Source organism: Salmonella sp. SSDFZ54 (assembly GCF_004010735.1).
Lineage (GTDB): Bacteria > Pseudomonadota > Gammaproteobacteria > Enterobacterales > Enterobacteriaceae > Salmonella > Salmonella enterica.
Window position 1 is genome coordinate 18,062 of the sequence record NZ_CP034820.1, and the last position, 21,046, is coordinate 39,107.

Consider the following 21,046-nt stretch of genomic DNA (forward strand, 5'->3'; position numbering starts at 1 on the left):
ATCATGATGAAGTTCTCTGACAAGGGAAATTTTGGTAGTTTTCTTCAAAAACACAAAAATAAATCCTTTTCATGGTGTTCATTTTTCTATTTTTAATTTAAATATCAATACGTTATAAGGCACTAAAAAAAACACTGACGCACTCCATAACCACTGAAGTTATTAATCATATTATGATTGACATGTAGCGTAGACACTCATAGACTCACTTCTCAATCATAAATTTGCATGGCGTTCCGGATAATTAAAAAAAATGAACAAGAAAATTTGGTTTATGGAAGGTTTGTCCTCCCAGCGAGATATTATTCAGGGGGTAAAATCATTTGCACAAAAAAATAATTTTGCTATTACCGTATTTGCCTCCCACCGTAACGAAAGACATGAAATTCTTTCCGTTGCCGATTATTCTTTGACTGAACCTGAAGATCCTCAAAAACGTCTTCAGTTTATTCAGGAAACCATTCAGACCTACGGCATCCACCATATTCATACTGGCCGTAACAGCCAGTGGTTTGAAGAACACCGTTCAGCCATTGAATCGACCGGAGCCACCCTTACTACCGGTGCAACAGGCGTCGACTGGTTAACTCTGGCTGACGAAAAAGTTACTTTTGCTCAGTTTATGGAGCAAAACGGGCTCCCGGTCGTACCGTCCTGGCGGGTGAATACGCTGGCAGAATTAAAGACGCACCTCGCGGCCCCGCCGTTCTCGGACAGCCCGGTATGCGTGAAGCCGGTGACGGGTATCTATGGCATGGGATTCTGGCGCTTTGATGACAGTGCTTCGCCCATGGCCGTCTTTAATCATCCCGAACATCGTCTGGTCAGTCCGCAACAGTATATTGCAGCAGCATCGGCTTCTGAGTCGTTTAAACCCCTTGTTTTGATGCCGTACCTGCCAGGCCCGGAATTTTCCGTCGATATCCTCGCGGATAAGGGCGAAATACTCGCAGCCGTGGGACGCCGTAAGGAAGGGGCTATCCAGTATCTGGTAAACGAAGGAAGCGCCTGGGAACTGGCTTGTGACTGCGCCCGGGTTATGAAGGCCGACGGGCTGGTGAATGTTCAGACGCGAAACGATGTGAATGGCAACCCGGTGCTGCTTGAAACCAACATGCGTCCGTCAGGCGGGGTGGGTTATACCCTTCACAGCGGGGTGAACCTTCCCGGGTTGTTTGCTGCCTTTAAGCTCGGTCTGATGTCTGAAGATGCGGTGATCCAGAGCGCCAGAAATACCTTTTCTCCGGTTGCAGTGAGATCCATCACAGATGTCATCGTTTACCCGGAATCACTCTCTAACCATCTGAATTAAGGCGTGTTTATGTCTGATACCCTCGAAGATATGATTTATCGCCGTACCCTCTCATGCGGTACGATACAGGTAACCCGCGACCAGGGTGATGTTTCGCTCGATGACCTGTTTGATATCGCTGAAAGACGTAACCCGAAACGCGCCTTTCTGTTTGTCAGCAAAGTACTCGGCAGGCACATTCCCGTGCCACCCTCAGTCATGCGGCAGGCCTACAGACAGCTTGCCAGCCAGTTCCCCGCAACGCTGACAGGGCCCGTACTTTTTATCGGTATGGCTGAAACCGCCGTTGGGCTAGGGGCCGGTGTGTTTGATGAAGTGCGCCACCAGCATCGTGAATCTGTCTATCTGACCTCTACCCGTCACCCGGTTGATGGCACGTTACTTTGCGAGTTCAAGGAAGAACACAGCCACGCCACCGATCATCTGATCTATCTGCCAGATGATGAAGAGAAAAGACGTCGTGTTACCAACGCACGAACGCTGGTTTTGATTGATGACGAGGCAACCACCGGTAATACCTTTATTAACCTGCTTTCTGCCCTGCGTAATACCGGCAAGCTTCAACATATTGAACAGGTTATCGCCGTTACGCTTACCGACTGGAGTAGCAACGCCCTGTCGGAGCGCACATCCTTGCCCGTCACTTCGGTTTCGCTTGTAAGCGGTCAGTGGGGATGGACCCCATTACCTGATGCACCTGTCCCGGACATGCCGAAAGTCAACGTAACTTCACGCGGAGAATGGGACATCCTGGGAAAACAGTCCTGGGGTCGACTGGGGATGCTCGCACCTGCGGCCGATCTCGGCCATGAGGTCTCCGTCCGCAAGGGGGAACGTATTCTGGTTCTCGGGACCGGGGAATTCGTCTGGGAGCCGTTCCTGCTTGCTGAACGGCTCGAAGCTGCCGGAGCACAGGCACTTTATGGTTCGACCACCCGCTCCCCTATCGCCGTTGGTTATGCCATTGAGTCCGCCATTTCCTTTACGGATAACTACGGGCTGGGCATCCCCAATTTTGTCTATAACGTCGCCCACCAGCAGTTTGACCGTATTCTTGTGTGTACTGAGACACCCGCAGAAAGTATTGACACGCAGCTTCTTAAAGCCCTGGCTGAGGTTGCGCCCGTCGTGGAGATTGTTACCTATGAATAAACCCGTTGTTCTGAGCGACCTTGACGACACGCTCTTTCAGACCCGTCGTAAAATGGTGGACGAGCTGGCCCTGGAGCCATTCCGTACCGGTGCCGTTGATCGCACCCTGAATCCACGAAGCTTTATGACGGAAGAACAGTCCATGTTGGTGGACTGGCTCCTGGAGCAGGCTGAACTCATACCTGTTACCGCCCGGGGAACTGAAGAAATCAGCCGCGTCCGGATCCCTTTCCACTCCTGGGCAATCACCACGCACGGGGCCGTCATTCTCACGCCTGAAGGCAAACCCGACGAGGAGTGGAAGGCCCATATGCTTGGCCAGCTGGCTCCCTACCAGGAAAAGCTGACATCGATGCAGCGTCTGATCACTGAAATGATGGACGCAAAAGGGATCAATGCCTGGGCAAGGCTGAACTTCGAATACGGTGAAACGGCGGTTTATATGGTGATGAAGCACCGCGACAGCACCCGCCTTGACGAGCTTAATGCCATTGCAGATGAGATAGAAACGGTGTTTCCGACCGAGGGCTTCTACATCCACCGCAACAGTAATAACGTGGCCTGGCTTCCCACCCCGGTTGAGAAAGGGCTGGCAGTCAGATGGCTGCTTGAAAAACTTCGGGCTGAACGCGGAGTCTTCCCCGTAATTGGCCTGGGCGACAGCCTGAGCGATCATCGTTTTATGAAACTGTGCAGCTGGTTTGGCATCCCGCGTCAGAGTCAGTTTGCAGATGCCATTTCACAGCGAATTTTTGGAGAAAATTAAAATGCAGCCACATGACACATTTACCGGCTCATACCAGCCCGGTGACGTGGAATTTCTGCTAAAGCCGGTTGTCATTGAGATGACGCCGGTTGAGCAAAAAGAAGAGCTGATTCAGTCAGGGAAGAAACATTATTCGGACATGCTCAGTCAGGAGCCAGCGCCAACACAATGGCATCTTGATTTGTTTCACCGGGCGCTGGATCGGGGCGCAGAGAGACTTGCAAAAGAAGTCACACAGCTCGCTATTGCTCTGGCCAAACGCTTTGGTGATGAGCCCATTGTACTGGCCAGTCTTGTCAGGGCTGGCGTGCCGCTCGGCGTTATGCTGCACCAGGCCCTGCGTGACATGGGGAAAACCTCATGGCATTACGGTATCAGCATTATCCGGGATCGTGGAATTGACGGTGCAGCCCTCGACGTCATTGAAGAGCGGCATGGTACCAGCGGTATTGTCTTTGTTGACGGATGGACAGGTAAAGGCGCAATTACCGGAGAGCTTGTACGCGCACTGAAAGATCGCCCGGGCTATCCTGAGCAGCCGCGACTGGTTGTCCTGGCCGATCCCTGTGGCTGCTCCTGGCTTGCAGCCAGTGATGATGACTGGCTCATTCCTTTTGGCATCATGGGTGCGCCGGTGTCAGGCCTGATCTCCCGGTCAGTGTGGTCCTCTGAAGGATTACACGGGTGCATGGTTTGCGAGCATCTCAGTGAATTCGAATGCAGCCGGATGCTTGTCGATACCGTCGCTCATTTCCGTAAGAAGTTAACCCCGTCATCCCTCGCTCCCCTGAGCTGGAATACGGAGTCAGCCCGGGTCTTATGGCAGACAAGTCGCGACGTTATCGCGTTCCTGGCCGATGAATTTAAAGTGGACAGCGTCAATCGTATAAAACCCGGTATTGCTGAAGCAACCCGGGCTGTATTACGTCGGGTACCGGACCATGTATTTGTGCGTTCTATTGACGACTCGGACGTTGCCTTGCTTGTAGGGCTTGCTCGTGAAAAGGGAATAGTTGTTACAGAAATGGGGGGAACCCTCGGCCAGTATCGGGCTGTAACCATTATCAAGAAGGTACTTTGATGAAAAATCGTCTTTCTCCCTGGAATCTGGGAGCCACGCTATACATGCCTGCAACACGGGAAGATATTGCTGATGCCGTCCTGCACGGGAAAATCCCGGGTTTGCGCTCTCTGGTGATTTGCCTGGAGGATGCTGTCAGTGAAGCAGACATCCCCGTCGCCCTCAAAAATCTGGAGCACCTGCTGCACGAGCTCAGTAACAGCATGCATAGCCTGGGTAAAAATGACTGGCCTCTGGTGTTCATTCGCCCCCGGCATGCCGAAATGGGCAGATGGTTAAAAGCGCATTATGATCTTTCCGCTGTCGACGGGTTTGTGTTGCCGAAATTTACCCTCAGTTCGTTAGCTGAATGGTGGGATATCATGGGCGGGACTCACCTGTGCATGATGCCAACGCTGGAAACAGAAGACGTCTTTGACGTGGTTCAGATGCGGGAGCTGGCCACCCGTCTGGTGGAACATCCCTGCCACGACCGCATTATTGCGCTTCGAATCGGCGGCAACGATCTTATGAACGTTGTGTCGCTTCGCCGTCCCCGGGACCTGACGCTGTATGACAGCCCGATGGGCTACGTCATCAAAATGCTCGTTTCGGTCTTCGGCCCGCGTGATTTTGCCCTGACCGCGCCCGTATGTGAGCATATTGACGATCATGCCGTAATGGCCAGAGAGCTGGCTCTTGATATGGCACATGGGCTTGTTGGGAAAACGGCCATTCACCCGGGTCAGATAGAGGTCATTCAAAACGCGCTGATGGTCACTCAGGGTGAGCATTCTGACGCTCTGCGGATCCTGAACTCTACCCAGGCCGTGTTTAAGTCGCAGGGAGCAATGTGTGAACCCGCCACACATCGCCGCTGGGCGGCTGGCATTCTGGACAGAGCTCGTTTTTATGGGTTACAGAACGAGCAAAGCGCTGATGGAATCAGATTACTTACCGTGACCCAGCATCATTAAGGAAATCATAATGGGGTTCAGATTCAGAAAGTCGATCAACATTATTCCTGGTGTTCGCCTCAACCTGAGTAACGGTGCACCGAGCCTGAGTGTCGGGCCGAGAGGTGCTTCCGTTTCTTTTGGAAGCCGGGGGACCTATGCCAATCTGGGCTTGCCCGGTACCGGGCTGAGTTACCGTACCCGGCTTGATCGGGCCGCGCGTTCCGGAGGTGGGAACCGGACGGCTACCGACCCGGGGCTCAGACAGGCGCTTGAGGAGGAAGCCGCTGATCTCATGTCAGCGGTGACCGCAATCCGTAATATTCACGAGCTGACGCCGGATCCTAAAACAGGCATCAGCTGGGCAGAGCTGGAAGCAGTATACCTGCATAACAGAACGTCGCCTTTTCAGGTTCCGGCACCGGTGCGTCCAGAAAAGCCAGACTATCTTGCATTGCCGGAAAAGCCTGCCGAGAGCGAAGGCATTAGTTTTCTGGGTAAATGGTTTGAATCGGAATCAGCTAAAGCTGAGCGCCACGCCGAAAATCTTCGCCGGTGGCAGCAGGAGCTGATTGATGTGGAGCGTGAGAATACCCTTCGACAGCACCGGTACCAGCAACAACGGACGGCCTGGGCCGAACAGTATGCAAACTGGAAGTTTGAGGCTGAAGAACATGAAAAACGGCTCGCCACGGCTCAGGCAGATGCCCGGCAGCAGTTCCGGACAGACGCCGCGTTTTTCGAATCATACCTGGCGGGTGTGCTGGCAGAAACTGAATGGCCGCGTGAAACGCTTGTTGCATTTGAAGTAAAGCCGGAGCTATCAGCAGTCCTGCTGGATGTTGATTTAGCTGAGATTGAAGATTTCCCTGATAAGATTTACGGCGTTAATGCCCGGGGCACGGAGCTGACGGAAAAAGCCATGACGCAAAAAGCCGTACGCGAAAACTATGCCCGCCACGTCCATGGCTGCTTGTTCCGCCTGGTCGGTATCGTTTTACATACGCTACCGTTCGACAACGTGATTGTGTCAGGCTTTACGCAACGGGTCAGTAAGCGGACCGGCTATCTGGAGGATGAGTATATCCTGTCCTGCAAATGCAGTCGCAGCCAGATGTCGTCAGTAAATTTTGCAGGCTTAGAACACATTGATCCGGTTGAAGCGTTAGGCGATCACCCGGTTATTCGAAAGATGAGCAGTACCTTCATTTTTCAGCCTATTGAACCACTAACCCTTTAAGCAGGCTAAATCTTACGATGCAATTAAATACCAGACAGGCCCGGATTTTTAAGCTTGCCAACTTACTGGGCACCGGCAAGCCCGTTTCCGCTGCCGACATTATAACCAGTCTGGAATGCTCAGAGCCGACATTAACCCGGGCACTCAAAGAGCTACGCGAGTCATATTCTGCGGAGATCAAATACAGCAAGGCAGGTCATTCCTACCATCTCGTTAATCCGGGCCAGCTGGATAAAAAGACCCTTCGCCGGATGAATGAAGCGCTCGCACAGAATGCTGAACTGAAAACCGGTGAGTCCACAGGGAAGGTCGTACTCGATAAGGATAAAAAAACAGCCGTGTCATTATCGCTACGCATGCGGATTTTAAGAAAAATTGACCGTCTGGCTGCGCTGAGTGGCTCGACCCGAAGTGAAGCGGTAGAGAAGCTGGCTCTGCACTCCGTTGATGAACTGATAAAAGAATACAGCGCTAAAAAGTCCTGACGCTAAATCTCAGACCGGGGTGAAAACCCCGGTTTTGTCATATTTCACCTCTGTATCTGCGTGACGGAGTTTTGATCTATTCTCCTCCCGCAATGTCAGCAGCGCCTTTCTGCCTACAAAACCTGGTGTCTTGACATCCTCTTGTGCTACACATCAATCTTTGGGCGATTTACACTCCATTCATGCAGATCTGTGATGTATGATGATTTTCATACATAAGAAAGTTTATTTTTGCCGGAGTTTTTTTCAGAAATTTATATTCCAGTACGGTCTGAATTTTTTTCTCTGATAAGAGGCCATTCACATGTCGGTAATTCAATGGTGGTTAACTTATTTCTTTAATGCCGCTTCTGAGTATTTAATCTCCACCCGACAGATGTCGTGCCGTTTTATCAAATCTACAAACTCTGGCCTCTTCCTGAAACTACTCTCCTCTTCCGATCTCTTAAGAAGGAATTACATTTGAGACGCTTACCCGTATATCTGCTACTCGACACGTCCGGCTCTATGCACGGAGAGCCTATCGAAGCGGTTAAGAATGGCGTTCAGACGCTGCTTACCACGCTGAAACAGGATCCGTATGCACTCGAAACGGCTTACGTGTCAGTGATCACCTTTGATTCTTCAGCCCGACAGGCAGTCCCCCTGACAGACCTCCTGAGTTTCCAGATGCCAGCACTAACAGCCAGCGGCACCACCTCTCTTGGCGAAGCGCTTACCCTGACGGCCAGCTCCATTGCCAAAGAAGTACAGAAAACGACGGCTGACACTAAAGGTGACTGGCGTCCCCTTGTATTCCTGATGACGGATGGAAGTCCGAATGATGACTGGCGTAAAGGCCTGAATGACTTTAAAGCGGCCAGAACCGGCGTTGTTGTGGCATGTGCAGCCGGGCATGATGCCGATACCAGCGTCCTCAAAGAAATCACTGAAATCGTGGTTCAGCTCGATACAGCTGACAGTTCGACGATTAAAGCTTTCTTTAAATGGGTCAGTGCGAGCATTTCGGTAGGCAGTCAGAAAGTGGAGTCCAGCAAAAAAGAAGTGATCGGTCTTGAAGACCTGCCACCGCCGCCGCCAGAAGTAAACGTGGTCTTATAATTTTATTAATTAAGGGGATGTCATGTCTGTCAGTCTGAGCAAAGGCCAGGGCGTAAGCCTGAAAAAAAATGAATACGATCTCTCGTCCGTTACTATCGGCCTGGGTTGGGATATTAATGAGGAAAAGAAAGGTTTCCTCGGCGGGATCTTTGGTAAAAAAGAAGAAGAATACGACCTTGATGTGATCGCTTTCCTGTGTAATTCAGCCGGAAAGGTGACCGATCTCGGCAATGTGGAAAATGGTAAACCAACGCTTGTGAATGGCGATATCATCTTTTTCAACAGCCTTCGCCATAAGTCAGGAAATATCTGGCTGACGGGCGATAACCGAACCGGAGCCGGTGATGGTGACGATGAGCAAATTATTGTGCGCCTGAATTCCCTTGACGCTCAGTACGAGAAAATTGTGTTCATCGTTCAGATCTACAATGGTGAAAAGCTCCAGCAGCACTTTGGTAAAGTTCAGAATGCCTTCATCCGGGCAGTAGATGCCCGTAATATTGAAATGGCACGATTCGATCTTTCTGGCGGACCCGCCTTCGCCAGCCAGCGCTCCATGGTTTTTGCCGAGCTGATACGCGAGGCTACAGGCTGGAAACTCAGGGCAATTGGTGAGCCTTCAGAATCAGATTCGTTTGTCTCGCACCTGAGGAATTACATGTGATGCGCCGCCTGCCTGTTTACCTTGTTATCGACACATCCGGCTCGATGCGCGGTGAGTCCATCCATTCCGTTAACGTTGGAATTCAGGCGATGCTTAGCGCTCTTCGCCAGGATCCCTACGCCCTCGAAAGCGTTCATATCTCCATTATCACCTATGACAATGAGGCGCGTGAGTTCATTCCTCTCACGCCGCTGGAAGACTTCCAGTTTTCTGACATCGTTGTGCCAAGCGCAGGCGGGACGTTCACCGGTGCTGCCCTTGAATGTCTGATGCAGTGTGTTGAACGGGATGTACGTCGCTCAGATGGTGATACAAAAGGAGACTGGCGTCCTCTGGTATTCCTGATGACTGATGGAACCCCTTCTGATGCCCTGGCGTACGGTGAAGCGGTAAAAGCGATTCGCGGCCGGGGATTCGGATCCATCATTGCCTGCGCCGTTGGTCCTAAAGCAGGCCATGAGCACTTAAAACAGCTTACCGATAAGGTTGTGTCTCTGGAGACGCTAGATTCAACCGCGTTTGCAGGTTTCTTTAAATGGGTATCGGCCAGCGTGTCTTCCGGCAGCACAAGCGCGGGGATCAATAACGGAACTGATACCCTTCCCCCTCCTCCACCAGAAATCCAGCTGGTGCTCTGACAGACAGAAAGGTGCTGCTTTCCGGGCAGCACCTTTCTGTACAGCAACGTTTTCTGCTGGCCGTACCAGCCGTACGAGGAAAATTATGAGACGCCTTCCCGTGTTTTTTGTCCTGGACTGTTCAGAGTCCATGATTGGTGAAAACCTGAAAAAAATGACTGATGGTCTGCAAATGATCATCGGAGATTTAAGAAAGGATCCACACGCACTTGAAACAGCCTGGGTTTCGGTAATCGCATTTGCCGGTGTAGCCCGTACGATTGTACCTCTTCACGAAATTGCCTCGTTCTACCCTCCCCGCCTTCCCGTTGGCGGCGGTACGAGCCTTGGGGCCGCATTGCGTGAGCTGACCGTACAAATTGATACCCAGGTCAGAAAAACCACTCATGAGGCTAAAGGCGACTGGAAACCCGTCGTGTATCTCCTTACCGACGGACGTCCGACTGACGACACAACCGCAGAAGTGAAGCGCTGGAAGGATCACTACGCGAGTAAAGTGAATCTCATTGCCGTTGGCCTGGGGCCGTCAGCGGACCTGAATACCCTGCGGCAACTGACAGAGAATGTCATGCTGTTCACCGAGTCTCAGGAAGGGGACTTTACCCGCTTCATCAAATGGATCACAGCCTCGGTTACGGCGCACAGCCGCAGCGTCGGAGACGACAAACAACCTGAGCTCAGCCAGACTGAATACATAGTCCGGCTGGCCAAGGACGAGCCAGTAAAAGCGTACGACGAAAACTGCGTTACGCTTACCGGCCGTTGCAGCAAGACCCGTCGTCCGTATCTGATGAAGTATGAACGGCCACCAGCAAGGATTTCCGGGCTCGATTTCAGCCTGAACCTGAACAGCTTTAATATTGCCGGATGCTATCCCATCGATGAAGACTATTTTGCATGGTCAGATGCCACCGCTACCGGTTTGCAGGTAAACACCAGCGAACTGCATGGCGTACCGGGTTGCCCTCACTGCGGTAATGCCAGTGCGTTTGCCCTGTGCTCATGCGGAAAATTGCTGTGCATTGACGGCCCGGATGACGTGATCTGCCCGTGGTGTGAAACAGGTCTGTCATTCAGCAATGATGGCGGAAACACTAACTTCGACGTAAACAGAGGGAGAGGTTGATGTCGCAAAATGTTTTACTTGAAGAGAAGATTATCCGCTTAGTGCTGTCTGAGCTGGGCCACCCTGTAGAAGGTGAGCGGCTTTTTCTTCTATCGCACGACCCTTCCCTTACTGAAGAGATTATGCGGCTTAAAGAGCGGATTGAGAGCCTTGCACAGGGTTTATCTGCGCGGGTTAGCGAAGGTTATAACGACGCAGAGATCGCCCCCTCGTCAGCATCCAGCCTTTCCGATCAGCAACAAACGGTCGTAAGTGATGCTGATAACCCGGGCATTGACGCTACCGATACACCATTACTGCAACCCCTGCCAGAAAATGAACCTCATCCTCCGTTCTGGAAGCTGATGCCTTATTACGAATTTGATAAACCAGCACAGAGGGAAGACGAAAACCTGTCTTCCCTGGTATTAAAACCCGGGCAGATACCGACAGGCCAGCAGCGGGCCGGATTAGCTGTGCCACCTGCCGTTCCCCCGAGAGCTAAAATAGTTATTCCCAACGCCCGCGCAGGCGAACGTTTCTCTTCGCCGGTTGCTATAGTTCTGGATGAGGGCCAGCAGGCTACTGTCAGGGACGTTGTCTTTCCCAGGAACATTGGCCTGACCTTTGACAAAGAGCATAAGTTGCTGACAGGTACACCCACCGAAAGCGGCGATATAGAGCTTTCAGTACTCTGGTCATGCGCTTCGCACGACGAATGCGAAACAAAACAGCTTTTTATAGTCAATCCCGATCCGAGAAGCCTGTGGAAGGTGGTAGAGCCACCAGCAGACGCTTCCTACCCTAAGTCCCATCTGGACGCTGCTGGCCTGGTCAGGGGTGACATACGTATTGCTGCCGCCAGTCGCCGGGGACGATCTCATGAGCATGCCGGGAGCTTCAGAGATGACGACTTCTATATCAACCACTGCCAGGAAACAGGATGGTCTGTCATGCTGGTCGCAGACGGGGCCGGTAGTGCGGTAAATTCCCGGGAAGGCTCCCGGATTGCAGTCCAAACGGCTGGCGATTACCTTTTCAATCAGCTCAGTGGTTTGAAAGGCGTCCATCTAAAGCAGCACATCACGGCGTGGGAAGGGAGCGATCAGCAGGCAACCATAAACGCCATGCTTCATCATTTTAAACAGGCAGCTACGCTCGCGGTCAACAGTATCCAGAACGAAGCCATTTGTGCAGAACAACCTGTGAAATCCTATTCAACAACCCTACTGGCAACTGTAGCGCTACGAACTGATAACGAGCTGTTTGCGGCTGCATTCTGGCTTGGTGATGGTGCGATAGGTGCATACAGCCCTTCCGGTAAAGTCAGGATACTGGGAAATCCCGATAGCGGAGAATACGCAGGACAAACCCGCTTTCTTGACCAGAGCATTATCGCAGACCCCTCGTTTAGCGGCCGCATCAGCGTGGGTAAATGGAATGATGTATCTCACTTGATCCTCATGACAGATGGCGTATCAGACCCTCTGTTTGAGACAGATAACGGGCTTCGCAGTGACGAAAAATGGACCCGTCTCCTTGATGAGCTCATCCCTGTCCTTACAGACGCCAGTATTGCGCCTGAGAGGTTAGGCGACTGGCTTAACTTTTTCTCCACAGGGAACCACGATGACCGCACTATTGCGGTGTTGTGGTAAGGGATACGCTTCTTCGGTGATCAATATGGCAAATATTGTTACGTGCAAAACAAAGGACGGCGAAACAGTCCAGTATGTTGACGAGGTAATTGGTTCGGGCTCGATGAAGGATGTTTACTTCTCGCCTGATAAATCATACGTCGTCGCTTTTTATCATAAACCGCAGAACGAGCAGGCCCGGGATCGGATTGATATGATCACCGGACGCTACAGGCAAAACATTTTTGGCCAGTCCGGAGGTGAATACTGGAAGGACCTGTTTTGCTGGCCGACCCACGTTGTTGAGCATGGGGATAAAATCGGCATCGTGGTTCCAACCTACAAAAGCTACTTTTTCTTTAAATACGGCTCTAAAAACGATGATTTTCTTGGCATAAAAGGCCGTGAAAAGGAAGGCAAATGGTTTGCCAGCGCCAGCAACCAGAATAAATTTCTCGACCCACGTGAACGAGGCAATACGCTTACCTATCTCAAGGTCTGTCTGCTGCTAACAAGAGCCGTCAGAAGGATGCATGCGGCAGGTCTCTGTCACAGCGATCTAAGCTATAAAAACGTGCTTATCGATCCAGAAATGGGACATGCCTGCATCATTGACGTAGACGGCCTGGTTGTCCCTGGAAAGTATCCTCCCGACGTCGTGGGCACCCCGGATTTTATCGCTCCGGAAGTGGTGAAAACCAGCCATCTTTCCAAAGAGGATCCGAACCGCGTATTGCCAAGCATTTCTACTGACCGTCATGCGCTGTCGGTGCTTATCTACATGTATCTGTTCTTCCGTCATCCGCTACGTGGCGGAAAAATACATGACATGTCGGATGAAGTACGTGATGAGACCTTATCTATGGGTGAGAAGGCACTCTTCATTGAACATCCGACAGACAAAAGCAATGCAGTCAAAGTCAGTCAGCTATCCTCCTTTTCACTGCCCTGGGCTGACCCGGAGAAAATTCCTTACACCATCATGGGCCCTTATTTGACGCCTTTGTTTGAACGCGCCTTTATTGATGGCTTACACGATGCCAATAAACGCCCGACCGCCGATGAGTGGGAAAGTGCCCTGGTTAAAACAGTCGATCTGATACAGCCCTGCCAGAACAAGGCGTGTGAACAGAAATGGTACGTTTTCTCAGGTAAGACAAAGCCGGTTTGTCCCTACTGCGGTACGCCATACAAGGGTAAATTACCGGTTCTAAATTTATATTCATCCCGAAAGGAAGGCAGTTATCGTCCTGACGACCACCGGTTGATGGTGTGGAGCGGGCAGTCAATCTATGCGTGGCATGTGAATCGCCTCATTGCGCCAAATGAGCGCACAACCGATGCACAAAGGAAACGAGTTGGGTATTTTGTTTTCCATAACGATCAGTGGTGGTTAGTAAATGAAGGCATAAATGGGCTTATGTCATTACCGGATAAACGACAGATTGCCATTGGGGAAAAAATTGAACTGACGAATAACGCTCAGTTTGTTCTGTCAAAGGAGGAAGGCGGCAGGCTGGTCGTCGTTCAGTTAGTTGAAAACTAACGGACGCCCATTACGACTAAAACGTTCTGGCAGCATACTGAACCTGTTTAATGAATCACTATATTAAGCAGTGTCAAATTTAAGCTGCCAGAAAAAACTGACTGTCTGTGCCGGATATGCGGTACACCGCCTGCGGCAAGGGTTTAATGCGCAAAGCCCAAGTTATTTATAAAAGTGAATAATTTTGTGACTCTACCCTGCCGCTCTTCTTTCCAGTGTCATGGTTTTTAACATCTGAAATACTGACATTGTTAAGCCGGTGATTGTAAAAGGCGATGCGGACAATCTCATGAAGATATTCAAGTTCGTTTTGTGTCAAGGACTGGCCTTCCTGGGTTTTTGAAATCATTTCCTGCCAGCAGATCAGTCTTTCGTAACTGACATGTTCGCTGTTTTCCAGGCAGTGCAACCTGAAATAGCGAAGGAACAAAGGAAATTCATCGGTCTGAGCGATGTCATAAGCCCGAACCGTTAACCGACACAGACATACAATCGTATCCTGCTGTAACCTGACTAGCGCGTTATGACTGCCCGGAAGGATATCAGGCAATTTCATCTTACAGTCAGCAAGGCGCTGAAGAAGAGGCCCTTCCTCTGAAGGCTCCCGTCCCCGATACTCCTGAAGAGGTTCAGATTCAAGTTCATGCATTAATGGATGATATAGCCATTCCCGGGAACTGGTCTCATCAATGATCAGGCTTTCAATGCACTCACTGTATGTTGTTTTACGTCGCCCGAGCTGCACCTGACTGATTTCATATTCAATATCAGGAAGATCGATACGCAATGCGGCAACTCTTTCGGAAGGATGAAGATGGTCAAAGGTTAACTTCTCTGAAATGCTGCGATCCCTGTCCAGAAAGACGGCCACACATAAATCATTAACCTTTACGAACAGATCAGCTGTGCCTCCGAACATACTGCCGCTTCCACTAACCTCATTCAGTGAAACCGGCCCACCATCGTCGCCAGCGAGAAGATTTGGGAAACCAAGAACCTGGTGCTCGTTGATGACTTCAATAATCTTTCCCCGGATGGCTTCCATCAGACCATCACAGTCACCGGCTACAGCTGTACTGTGTGAGAAATGCCAAAGCTTGACCTCCCCCTGCTTTGCTAACAGATCAGTTTTGCAAGCGGGGCAGATGCAGTTACAGTCAATACCCCGGCTGACCTCTGTAATATCTAAAAAGAGTCCTGATTCTCGCTGGAGTCCAAATGGAATACCAAATGTATAACTCTTACGCATGGCTGCACCCCGTTTTTGATAATGATTCAAACTATATCCGAAATAACGGAGGAGGATTTCTGTAAAACGTATTAAAAGAAATGATTTTTCCGTCTTCCAGATTAATGTTTGACAAAAATCAAATGAGAGCCTTACAAATATTGAGAGAGAAGTTTAGGTAAAGTAACTTTTATCACTTCTAATAAAATGAAGGAGAATATCGGATGTATTTAGCAGTGGGCTTGGCTTATGATTAAAGTTTTTCTCCGAACTTAATAAACAACTTTAAAAGACAGGCTATTACAATGCCTTTAGCCCCGAAAGGGGCATAAACTATTTTCAAATCTAGGCACAGTCTTTTTGTTGTGCCAATATTAATAATTACTCGCGAACAAAGGTCCACACACTCGCAGGAACTTTGTCATATAACTTTTTCATTGTCAGTTCGGCTTTACGATGATCATAAGCACCAGAAATTTCAAGAGAGGCGACACCCGAGTTTTTTTCACATAACCTTTCAAATACTTTTTCGAGCGTTTCGAACGAACTACACTTACGGAATTTCATTAAATAAGACTGCTTTGTGTCAGACATAATCAACCTTCTTTAGACAGGCCTCAACTGGCCAGGGATAATCTTAATATCATTTTTCACTTAAGCCTAACGATTTCACAACCTTTTTCGTTGTTTCCACCCTGTTCATAACCAGGTACATGAGTGCTAAAATGACCTGTAATTAAAACCAGTGTATCCCGGTGAGCAGGATGAAGAATCAATCAGTGATCAGACAGTTTTCGGAAAGCGAATTGCATCAGCAGCTGGAAACGTTCGGCAACCATGATAAACAGCTTTCACGCTTGATCCGTTACTTTTCCCATCTGAGATACAACACTGCTAAAACCTATCTGCACTGGCTACGAGTATGGAACGAATGGTATCTGGCGAATGCCCGGTTGCATACAGACTGGCCAGTAAGTTCGCTCCCCGTGTCTGAGGACGCTCTGCTTGCGTTTATGGGGCATCTTGAAGGCAAATTGTCACGAAGCAGCATAAACAGCTGTCTTCAGGCCTTAAATAGTATCCATAAAAAAGGGCTTAACCTGCCCGGGATTATTACGTCTGAAGCATGGTACATGCTGGAAGCCTTAAAACAATCGGAAGCCCGGAAGCGAAAGACGACTAAACAGGCAACTCCCTTTCTTATTGGCGATCTCAAGGCTCTGATAAAGTTACGCAGTACTACAAACTCAGTTCGTAAACTTCGTGACCTGTGCCTGATCTGGACAGGCTTTGAAACACTGCTCCGTTCATCCGAAATTCGACGTATACGTCTGAAAGATCTGTCTCTGGATAGTATGACCGGTGAATTTAACCTGACGGTATACCGTACAAAAACGAACATTAGTACACTTCTTACCTACCGGCTGACACGTCAGTTAACTAACTGCCTCTTGAGATTGATGAACCTCGTGAAAATGGATCAGCACAGTCATCCGGATGAATTCCTTTTCCAGGCCGTAAATTTCCATGATACAGGCTATATGCCACCCGGCTGGAAGCTTCGGAGTAAGGGGAATGAGCTATCTGAACTTCTTAAAAGGCATAACCTACCCTATCGTGCTAAGCAAAGTCTTCTGAACGATGAAGATGAAGAAGACACTGTGGACGATGCCGGTATGCTCAGCAAAAATTCCCTTTTACGAGCATTTAAAGAGATGTGGAATGAGCTTTATCCAAATGAGACTAAAACTCGTTACTGGACAGGGCACAGCGTTCGTGTAGGCGGAGCGATACAGCTAAATATTGAAGGTTACTCGCTACCACAGATTATGGAAATGGGGAACTGGTCGAATGAAGAAATGGTTATGCGCTACATTCGTAATATTGAAGCTGGTAAAAAAGCAATGATCAAGCTTATGCGAAATGCCTTTGATGAATAGCGCCCTCACGGGCGCATAACTTTATTTTTTCTTGAACGGGTTAAGTCTGGTGAGATTAGAGAGTGCCCCTCCCGGAGGCAAAATTCCCGTTCTTTTATATTTGTACACGCCATTTAATTTCATTGTCTGGATTCCAAGATTAATAAGCGTGACAAGTTTAAGGGTATACAGAAGTGTAAATTGTGGAGCAACCTGAATAAAAACCAATAACAAGCCTGCACACATTACACGTAGCCATGCCGCGTACTCCATGCTCAGCGGACGCTTGAAATAGAATCTTTCGAGCAAATCAACTGTCTTATTACTGATCCACGCCGCCGCCACGGAGAGTAACAACACGATGCACACCATAATGCCCAGTTCCATTTTCACTCCCTTCTCTTTTAGTCTCTTTAAGTTGAGGCTTAGCCACAGTAGTTTTGTTTTTTGCTTTTTTCTTAGGTTTGGTATGATGAAACAGAAAACAATCCACCATTACCCAACCATTTTTATATCGAGCCACCAGCATCTTCTGGCTGGGGTAATGAGCATGAAACAGCATTTTCACGTCCATGGTGCCCATCAACGACTGTTTGCGCTTTAGCTCATCCTCAGCCATCTGAAATTCTTGTAAGAATTCTGAAGACAGACGCTGACGCAGGATTCTTATGGCACTGGAGTTTTCATCATTCTTTGCCAGATGCCCGAAGCGTACTAGTGCCTTGTGGGTTATCTGGATGGGTCCCAGATGAGAGCTGAGCTGTTCGTACTGCCAGAAGTAGGTCAAATCCACCTTAACCCAGCTGATGCTGTCCAGCAGAGCCTCGTTCATGATGGTTCCGGACATTGGTACCATTGTCAGCCTGGCCAGACGCATATGTATGTAGTCCGTAAGCAACCTCAGCGACTCAGGAACGTTTTTATTGAGCAGGAGATGCTGAAGCACCGGGGTTGCGGTCTGCCAACACAGATTGCGCCCGTCAGGCAGGAAAGCAAACTTTTGATCGTCAGGCGCAGAGTTCGAAGCGTTTTCCTTACGAAGCAAAAAATAATGGCCGCACAGCAGCTCTGCTCTTACCTGGTCCTCGTCAGGGTCATGTCGGGCTTTACTTAGATCAACGGTAAGCACAACGCGGTTAATCGCATCAGCGTGATATTTTTTTACCCAGACGCAGACACGATAGAGACGCTCATCGATTTTCTGGCTGGCTGTGGAAATCCATTGCATTGTTGTTCCTTAATTTTCGGGGCTGACAATGAAAATGCCCAGCTCAGCCCCCGGCACGAGTTCTGTATATTTCAGGCTCAGCTTCCGTTGGTTGGACGGGCCCTGGCTGTTTTCAGGAGCCCAGTCAGAGAGCGTTTTTAATTGAGGTATGTTGCCTGCTGCGAAAATGGGCAAGGATGCTTTTACTACTGAATAATCAGTCTCAGCATATTTATTCCCGTTTCGTTCCTGCCCTTCAGGCCTAAATGCAAAAATGTGAGCAATCGGAACAGGGAAAGAGTTAGTTCGACAAAGGCGATAAGATTCGCCCTGCTTCAGTGGGTGAAATTCAAGACGGTGTAAAGCCTTATCGATATTAGACACGACATTCAAATTGGTAGTTGCTACATTTTTTACTTCTGAGGCTCTCCTGCGCTCCAACAAACTCACAAGTTGCTCTGCTGTTTTAACTTCCTGGTTTCGGTTTAGCCGCCATGAAAAAGTAACTTTTTTAAGCTGGGACTTGATGAAAAGGACATTTCTTGTTGAGTGCATAGCGACAAGGCCCGGGAGCTTCTTGTGCACTTTATCAAAACGGACATTCTTTTTATTATCGATACGCCTCATTGCCGCAGCAAAATCATTTTTTGCTTCATTTATAGATGTGATCAAGCTTTCGAGAAGATCTGCTCTTTCTGGGACAATGATAAGACCCGGGTATTTAGTGGTCACTTTGGTGGAATCATGACTTAATGACTCTATGTCATCCACACAGATGTCAGTAAGTGCCTGAATAATTTCCTCAACCGAAGCATCGTCTTTAACACTAACCCTGATGGGTTTAACCTGCTTCAGTCGCTCTTCTGTTCGAGATACGGTGGAGACAGTCATCAGGTTTGCCATCAGCGGGGGGGTGTTCGAAAGAAAACACTTAAGCGAGTCGATACGTTCCAGAATCTGGTCACGAAAATAGGGCAAATCGTCATAACTCATACGTTTCTCCAGGCTCATGTTATTTCAAATCAATTTTGCTGCCCTGGCTGACCTTGCAGAACATAAATGTCATGTAAACCTCTAAAGAAGTCATTTTGAAACAGCTTTCACAGCATGCGATTTATGTTCGATAGGGCTCATGAACAAAGGATGATAATGGAGACGCCATGGATAGTGGATAGTCTTACCCACCTGGGTGATCCGATTGAGGCGAAAACGACCATTTATACAGTCAACTGACCAAAGCCCGGGAGAAACTAACCTCTTCCAGCGGTAAAAAGAGAAACCTGCAACACAGAGGTCATGCTCCAGGAAATGTTGAGTTTCGACGACGCGAACTTTTATCAAAAACCCCAGCATTGGCGAAAACCAGATCAACAACCATGTTGGCGGCAGGATGACTTTGTTCAGGAGATGATCTGTCATAAGCAAGGCAGATAACATCAGAAAACTGATAGTCAACCACAGGGCCATCCAACCGGCCCATACGCGGCTCTGACAGGGTTTCCATTCGAGAAGAAAAAGTTTTTTATGCATTCTGCCCCGCCTAATTTTAATGTATTGCCGAAGTATGCTGCATCATGATGGTGGTGCGGGGAAAGATTTCAAACTTCCACAATTCTGAAGCCGTGTTCCAACCATGAAAGATCCCGTCTCCACAGCGAGTGTTAAAAGCAAGAATTTCATCCCTGACCTGGTAAGCGAGCACTTCTGGCATATCAATAAATTCAGGTAAGGAAAGAAGAATCCCATGGATAACTTCTCCGGTTAACTTACTCATAACCTCTTCCTCAGACAGGGCAGCGTCCGGGAACAAACACGACGGAAGTGAAAAACAACATAGGTCAAGACCAAGAGCAGCCCTTCCTGCGTCGTAGCCTTCTTCATTAACGACAAAACGAAAGAATTTTTCAGCCTCACCCAGTAATGTTGACGGTCCTTCAGACGGAACTTCAATACCACTGAAGACTTTATCGGTCCAGTTGGTAAATGGACTGGTGAAAACCCAACAAATTAAGGATAACGCCAGCTCTTCCTTAAACATACGTTCAGTGCCGGTTGTTCTGGAAAGTTGCTTTTGAGTACTCATGTTTTACCTGTTGCATGAAATTATTGATGTTATATAAACACAACCGGCATTTTATCTAATAGGTTTGAAAACACTAAAAATCGCAAATGCTGGTACCTTTCTGTTTTAAGAGATTTTCAAGGTAAAGTGAGGCGAGATCAATTGGCTGGTTCTCTTCAAGACAGGCTCGCACAAGATCTTCAATAGAGACCGAATCAACCCCCCTTCCCTGTAAAATTTCTTTAGCAGATGCCAGCGTTTTATGAACGCTTCGACTTAGTTGTAATCTGACTTGTGTGCGGGTATCAAAAAGACAATCTTCTGTGACACTTTGTGAAACGGTTCTACTCATTGAAAAATCACTCCATTTCTGGGATCGAATGAAAATTAACAGCTATAGATGTATCAGGTTTCCCATTTTCTACGATACTCAACCACGTACGCGCTGAGATTTGTTGTTCACAGACGAGTATGTAACCTGTTCCCTGTTGATGATGTAGCTCAAGAGCTTTTAGGATAGGCCCTGAATGAGGTCCGAGAGCATCACGCGTGTGAATAAGCGTTTGCTCTGGCAATACGTTGCTAAGCATAGACAGCAGAACATTACGCTCATCCTCATTATCCGACAAAACAAGAATTATACGAAAACCCGTTTTTATACGAAATCTGATCTCTGAAACTAACTTTCTTAATCTTAATTTATATATGACCAGGCGGAATCGAGTCATCAGTAAAGAAACCACTGTGAAGATAACGATTACTGCGCCATATTTTGACCTGTAGAACCACCAGTTAAGGCCTCCAGCAACTATCAGGATTAACATTAAAATTAAACTCCCATAGAAAAAAAGTGCTGGGTAGCGAGTTGTCTTTCCTTCAATTAGTGCTGAGGCAAATATCAAAATGGATATTCCGTAAATTACCCAGTCAAAAATACTTTCTCCAATCATTCTTTAGTGAACATCCTT

The 21,046-nt window shown here is 48.7% G+C and carries 23 protein-coding genes; 14 read left to right on the forward strand and 9 right to left on the reverse strand.

Annotation, left to right across the window (positions count from 1 at the left end; all coding sequences use genetic code 11):
- The first annotated feature begins 253 nt into the window (after nt 1-253).
- The 13 genes from EOS97_RS24610 to EOS97_RS24670 all read left to right on the forward strand — a co-directional run bounded on the left by EOS97_RS24610 (nt 254) and on the right by EOS97_RS24670 (nt 13,662).
- Complete coding sequence (locus EOS97_RS24610; protein WP_001035162.1) at nt 254-1,312, forward strand: ATP-grasp domain-containing protein; 1,059 nt, start codon at nt 254-256, stop codon at nt 1,310-1,312.
- Nucleotides 1,313-1,321: 9 nt separating this feature from the next.
- Nucleotides 1,322-2,464 (forward strand): phosphoribosyltransferase domain-containing protein, encoded by a 1,143-nt coding sequence (locus EOS97_RS24615; RefSeq protein WP_001285478.1) that lies wholly within the window; start codon nt 1,322-1,324, stop codon nt 2,462-2,464.
- A complete protein-coding gene (locus EOS97_RS24620; RefSeq protein ID WP_001040059.1) occupies nt 2,457-3,230 on the forward strand; it encodes a hypothetical protein in 774 nt (257 codons plus the stop codon). The genes EOS97_RS24615 and EOS97_RS24620 overlap by 8 nt, the downstream gene beginning before the upstream one ends.
- A 1-nt stretch (nt 3,231) precedes the next feature.
- Nucleotides 3,232-4,311: a cysteine protease StiP family protein gene (locus EOS97_RS24625; protein ID WP_042634304.1), complete on the forward strand. Its 1,080-nt coding sequence runs from the start codon at nt 3,232-3,234 to the stop codon at nt 4,309-4,311.
- Nucleotides 4,311-5,267: an HpcH/HpaI aldolase/citrate lyase family protein gene (locus EOS97_RS24630; protein WP_000797366.1), complete on the forward strand. Its 957-nt coding sequence runs from the start codon at nt 4,311-4,313 to the stop codon at nt 5,265-5,267. The genes EOS97_RS24625 and EOS97_RS24630 overlap by 1 nt, the downstream gene beginning before the upstream one ends.
- A gap of 10 nt (nt 5,268-5,277) precedes the next feature.
- Nucleotides 5,278-6,486, forward strand: a complete 1,209-nt coding sequence (locus tag EOS97_RS24635) for a DUF4236 domain-containing protein (RefSeq protein ID WP_000506887.1) — start codon at nt 5,278-5,280, stop codon at nt 6,484-6,486.
- Nucleotides 6,487-6,503: 17 nt separating this feature from the next.
- Nucleotides 6,504-6,971 (forward strand): tellurium resistance protein TerW, encoded by a 468-nt coding sequence (gene terW / locus EOS97_RS24640; RefSeq protein ID WP_001176767.1) that lies wholly within the window; start codon nt 6,504-6,506, stop codon nt 6,969-6,971.
- 462 nt (nt 6,972-7,433) lie between these two features.
- The gene (locus EOS97_RS24645; RefSeq protein WP_001388628.1) at nt 7,434-8,072 is read left to right on the forward strand and encodes a VWA domain-containing protein; all 639 of its coding nucleotides are present in this window, start codon (nt 7,434-7,436) and stop codon (nt 8,070-8,072) included.
- Between the two features lie 22 nt (nt 8,073-8,094).
- The gene (locus tag EOS97_RS24650; RefSeq protein ID WP_000116681.1) at nt 8,095-8,736 is read left to right on the forward strand and encodes a TerD family protein; all 642 of its coding nucleotides are present in this window, start codon (nt 8,095-8,097) and stop codon (nt 8,734-8,736) included.
- Nucleotides 8,736-9,374 carry a VWA domain-containing protein gene (locus EOS97_RS24655; RefSeq protein WP_001253658.1) on the forward strand — a complete coding sequence of 213 codons (639 nt, stop codon included), beginning with the start codon at nt 8,736-8,738 and terminating at the stop codon, nt 9,372-9,374. Before EOS97_RS24650 ends, EOS97_RS24655 begins: the two co-directional genes overlap by 1 nt.
- A gap of 85 nt (nt 9,375-9,459) precedes the next feature.
- Nucleotides 9,460-10,500 carry a TerY-C metal binding domain-containing protein gene (locus EOS97_RS24660; RefSeq protein ID WP_001253653.1) on the forward strand — a complete coding sequence of 347 codons (1,041 nt, stop codon included), beginning with the start codon at nt 9,460-9,462 and terminating at the stop codon, nt 10,498-10,500.
- Nucleotides 10,500-12,137 (forward strand): PP2C family serine/threonine-protein phosphatase, encoded by a 1,638-nt coding sequence (locus tag EOS97_RS24665; RefSeq protein ID WP_000081622.1) that lies wholly within the window; start codon nt 10,500-10,502, stop codon nt 12,135-12,137. The genes EOS97_RS24660 and EOS97_RS24665 overlap by 1 nt, the downstream gene beginning before the upstream one ends.
- A 25-nt stretch (nt 12,138-12,162) precedes the next feature.
- The gene (locus tag EOS97_RS24670; protein ID WP_001284313.1) at nt 12,163-13,662 is read left to right on the forward strand and encodes a helix-hairpin-helix domain-containing protein; all 1,500 of its coding nucleotides are present in this window, start codon (nt 12,163-12,165) and stop codon (nt 13,660-13,662) included.
- 166 nt (nt 13,663-13,828) lie between these two features.
- On the opposite strand, the gene EOS97_RS24675 is transcribed toward EOS97_RS24670, so the two are convergent.
- Nucleotides 13,829-14,911, reverse strand: a complete 1,083-nt coding sequence (locus EOS97_RS24675) for a hypothetical protein (protein ID WP_001232449.1) — start codon at nt 14,909-14,911, stop codon at nt 13,829-13,831.
- 360 nt (nt 14,912-15,271) lie between these two features.
- Nucleotides 15,272-15,484 (reverse strand): Hha/YmoA family nucleoid-associated regulatory protein, encoded by a 213-nt coding sequence (locus EOS97_RS24680; protein WP_001285422.1) that lies wholly within the window; start codon nt 15,482-15,484, stop codon nt 15,272-15,274.
- Nucleotides 15,485-15,654: 170 nt separating this feature from the next.
- Between EOS97_RS24680 and EOS97_RS24685 the strand changes: the two genes are divergently transcribed.
- On the forward strand, nt 15,655-16,830 hold the full coding sequence (locus tag EOS97_RS24685) for a tyrosine-type recombinase/integrase (protein ID WP_000795947.1): 1,176 nt from the start codon (nt 15,655-15,657) through the stop codon (nt 16,828-16,830).
- Between the two features lie 21 nt (nt 16,831-16,851).
- Here EOS97_RS24685 and EOS97_RS24690 read toward each other — a convergent pair whose 3' ends face one another.
- The 7 genes from EOS97_RS24690 to EOS97_RS24720 form a co-directional block, all read right to left on the reverse strand.
- Nucleotides 16,852-17,196, reverse strand: coding sequence for a hypothetical protein (locus EOS97_RS24690; RefSeq protein WP_001805195.1), 345 nt, complete (start codon nt 17,194-17,196; stop codon nt 16,852-16,854).
- A complete protein-coding gene (locus EOS97_RS24695) occupies nt 17,132-18,037 on the reverse strand; it encodes a hypothetical protein (protein WP_001198594.1) in 906 nt (301 codons plus the stop codon). The genes EOS97_RS24690 and EOS97_RS24695 overlap by 65 nt, the downstream gene beginning before the upstream one ends.
- A gap of 9 nt (nt 18,038-18,046) precedes the next feature.
- Nucleotides 18,047-19,009, reverse strand: coding sequence for a DNA replication terminus site-binding protein (locus EOS97_RS24700; protein ID WP_000119427.1), 963 nt, complete (start codon nt 19,007-19,009; stop codon nt 18,047-18,049).
- A 90-nt stretch (nt 19,010-19,099) separates the two neighbouring features.
- Nucleotides 19,100-19,546, reverse strand: a complete 447-nt coding sequence (locus EOS97_RS24705) for a hypothetical protein (RefSeq protein ID WP_000549069.1) — start codon at nt 19,544-19,546, stop codon at nt 19,100-19,102.
- A 16-nt stretch (nt 19,547-19,562) separates the two neighbouring features.
- Entirely contained in the window at nt 19,563-20,099 is a 537-nt protein-coding gene (locus EOS97_RS24710; protein WP_000107168.1) for a hypothetical protein, read from the reverse strand.
- Between the two features lie 73 nt (nt 20,100-20,172).
- Nucleotides 20,173-20,430, reverse strand: coding sequence for a hypothetical protein (locus EOS97_RS24715; protein ID WP_001371933.1), 258 nt, complete (start codon nt 20,428-20,430; stop codon nt 20,173-20,175).
- Nucleotides 20,431-20,437: 7 nt separating this feature from the next.
- The gene (locus EOS97_RS24720) at nt 20,438-21,028 is read right to left on the reverse strand and encodes a hypothetical protein (RefSeq protein WP_000578892.1); all 591 of its coding nucleotides are present in this window, start codon (nt 21,026-21,028) and stop codon (nt 20,438-20,440) included.
- Nucleotides 21,029-21,046 lie beyond the last annotated feature (18 nt).

Coding starts and splice junctions, on each gene's coding strand:
- EOS97_RS24610 (WP_001035162.1), top strand. CDS start 254: ATGAACAAGAAAATTTGGTTTATGGAAGGTTTGTCCTCCCAGCGAGAT.
- EOS97_RS24615 (WP_001285478.1), top strand. CDS start 1,322: ATGTCTGATACCCTCGAAGATATGATTTATCGCCGTACCCTCTCATGC.
- EOS97_RS24620 (WP_001040059.1), top strand. CDS start 2,457: ATGAATAAACCCGTTGTTCTGAGCGACCTTGACGACACGCTCTTTCAG.
- EOS97_RS24625 (WP_042634304.1), top strand. CDS start 3,232: ATGCAGCCACATGACACATTTACCGGCTCATACCAGCCCGGTGACGTG.
- EOS97_RS24630 (WP_000797366.1), top strand. CDS start 4,311: ATGAAAAATCGTCTTTCTCCCTGGAATCTGGGAGCCACGCTATACATG.
- EOS97_RS24635 (WP_000506887.1), top strand. CDS start 5,278: ATGGGGTTCAGATTCAGAAAGTCGATCAACATTATTCCTGGTGTTCGC.
- terW (WP_001176767.1), top strand. CDS start 6,504: ATGCAATTAAATACCAGACAGGCCCGGATTTTTAAGCTTGCCAACTTA.
- EOS97_RS24650 (WP_000116681.1), top strand. CDS start 8,095: ATGTCTGTCAGTCTGAGCAAAGGCCAGGGCGTAAGCCTGAAAAAAAAT.
- EOS97_RS24655 (WP_001253658.1), top strand. CDS start 8,736: ATGCGCCGCCTGCCTGTTTACCTTGTTATCGACACATCCGGCTCGATG.
- EOS97_RS24660 (WP_001253653.1), top strand. CDS start 9,460: ATGAGACGCCTTCCCGTGTTTTTTGTCCTGGACTGTTCAGAGTCCATG.
- EOS97_RS24665 (WP_000081622.1), top strand. CDS start 10,500: ATGTCGCAAAATGTTTTACTTGAAGAGAAGATTATCCGCTTAGTGCTG.
- EOS97_RS24670 (WP_001284313.1), top strand. CDS start 12,163: ATGGCAAATATTGTTACGTGCAAAACAAAGGACGGCGAAACAGTCCAG.
- EOS97_RS24675 (WP_001232449.1), bottom strand. CDS start 14,911: ATGCGTAAGAGTTATACATTTGGTATTCCATTTGGACTCCAGCGAGAA.
- EOS97_RS24680 (WP_001285422.1), bottom strand. CDS start 15,484: ATGTCTGACACAAAGCAGTCTTATTTAATGAAATTCCGTAAGTGTAGT.
- EOS97_RS24685 (WP_000795947.1), top strand. CDS start 15,655: ATGAAGAATCAATCAGTGATCAGACAGTTTTCGGAAAGCGAATTGCAT.
- EOS97_RS24690 (WP_001805195.1), bottom strand. CDS start 17,196: ATGGAACTGGGCATTATGGTGTGCATCGTGTTGTTACTCTCCGTGGCG.
- EOS97_RS24695 (WP_001198594.1), bottom strand. CDS start 18,037: ATGCAATGGATTTCCACAGCCAGCCAGAAAATCGATGAGCGTCTCTAT.
- EOS97_RS24700 (WP_000119427.1), bottom strand. CDS start 19,009: ATGAGTTATGACGATTTGCCCTATTTTCGTGACCAGATTCTGGAACGT.
- EOS97_RS24705 (WP_000549069.1), bottom strand. CDS start 19,546: ATGCATAAAAAACTTTTTCTTCTCGAATGGAAACCCTGTCAGAGCCGC.
- EOS97_RS24710 (WP_000107168.1), bottom strand. CDS start 20,099: ATGAGTACTCAAAAGCAACTTTCCAGAACAACCGGCACTGAACGTATG.
- EOS97_RS24715 (WP_001371933.1), bottom strand. CDS start 20,430: ATGAGTAGAACCGTTTCACAAAGTGTCACAGAAGATTGTCTTTTTGAT.
- EOS97_RS24720 (WP_000578892.1), bottom strand. CDS start 21,028: ATGATTGGAGAAAGTATTTTTGACTGGGTAATTTACGGAATATCCATT.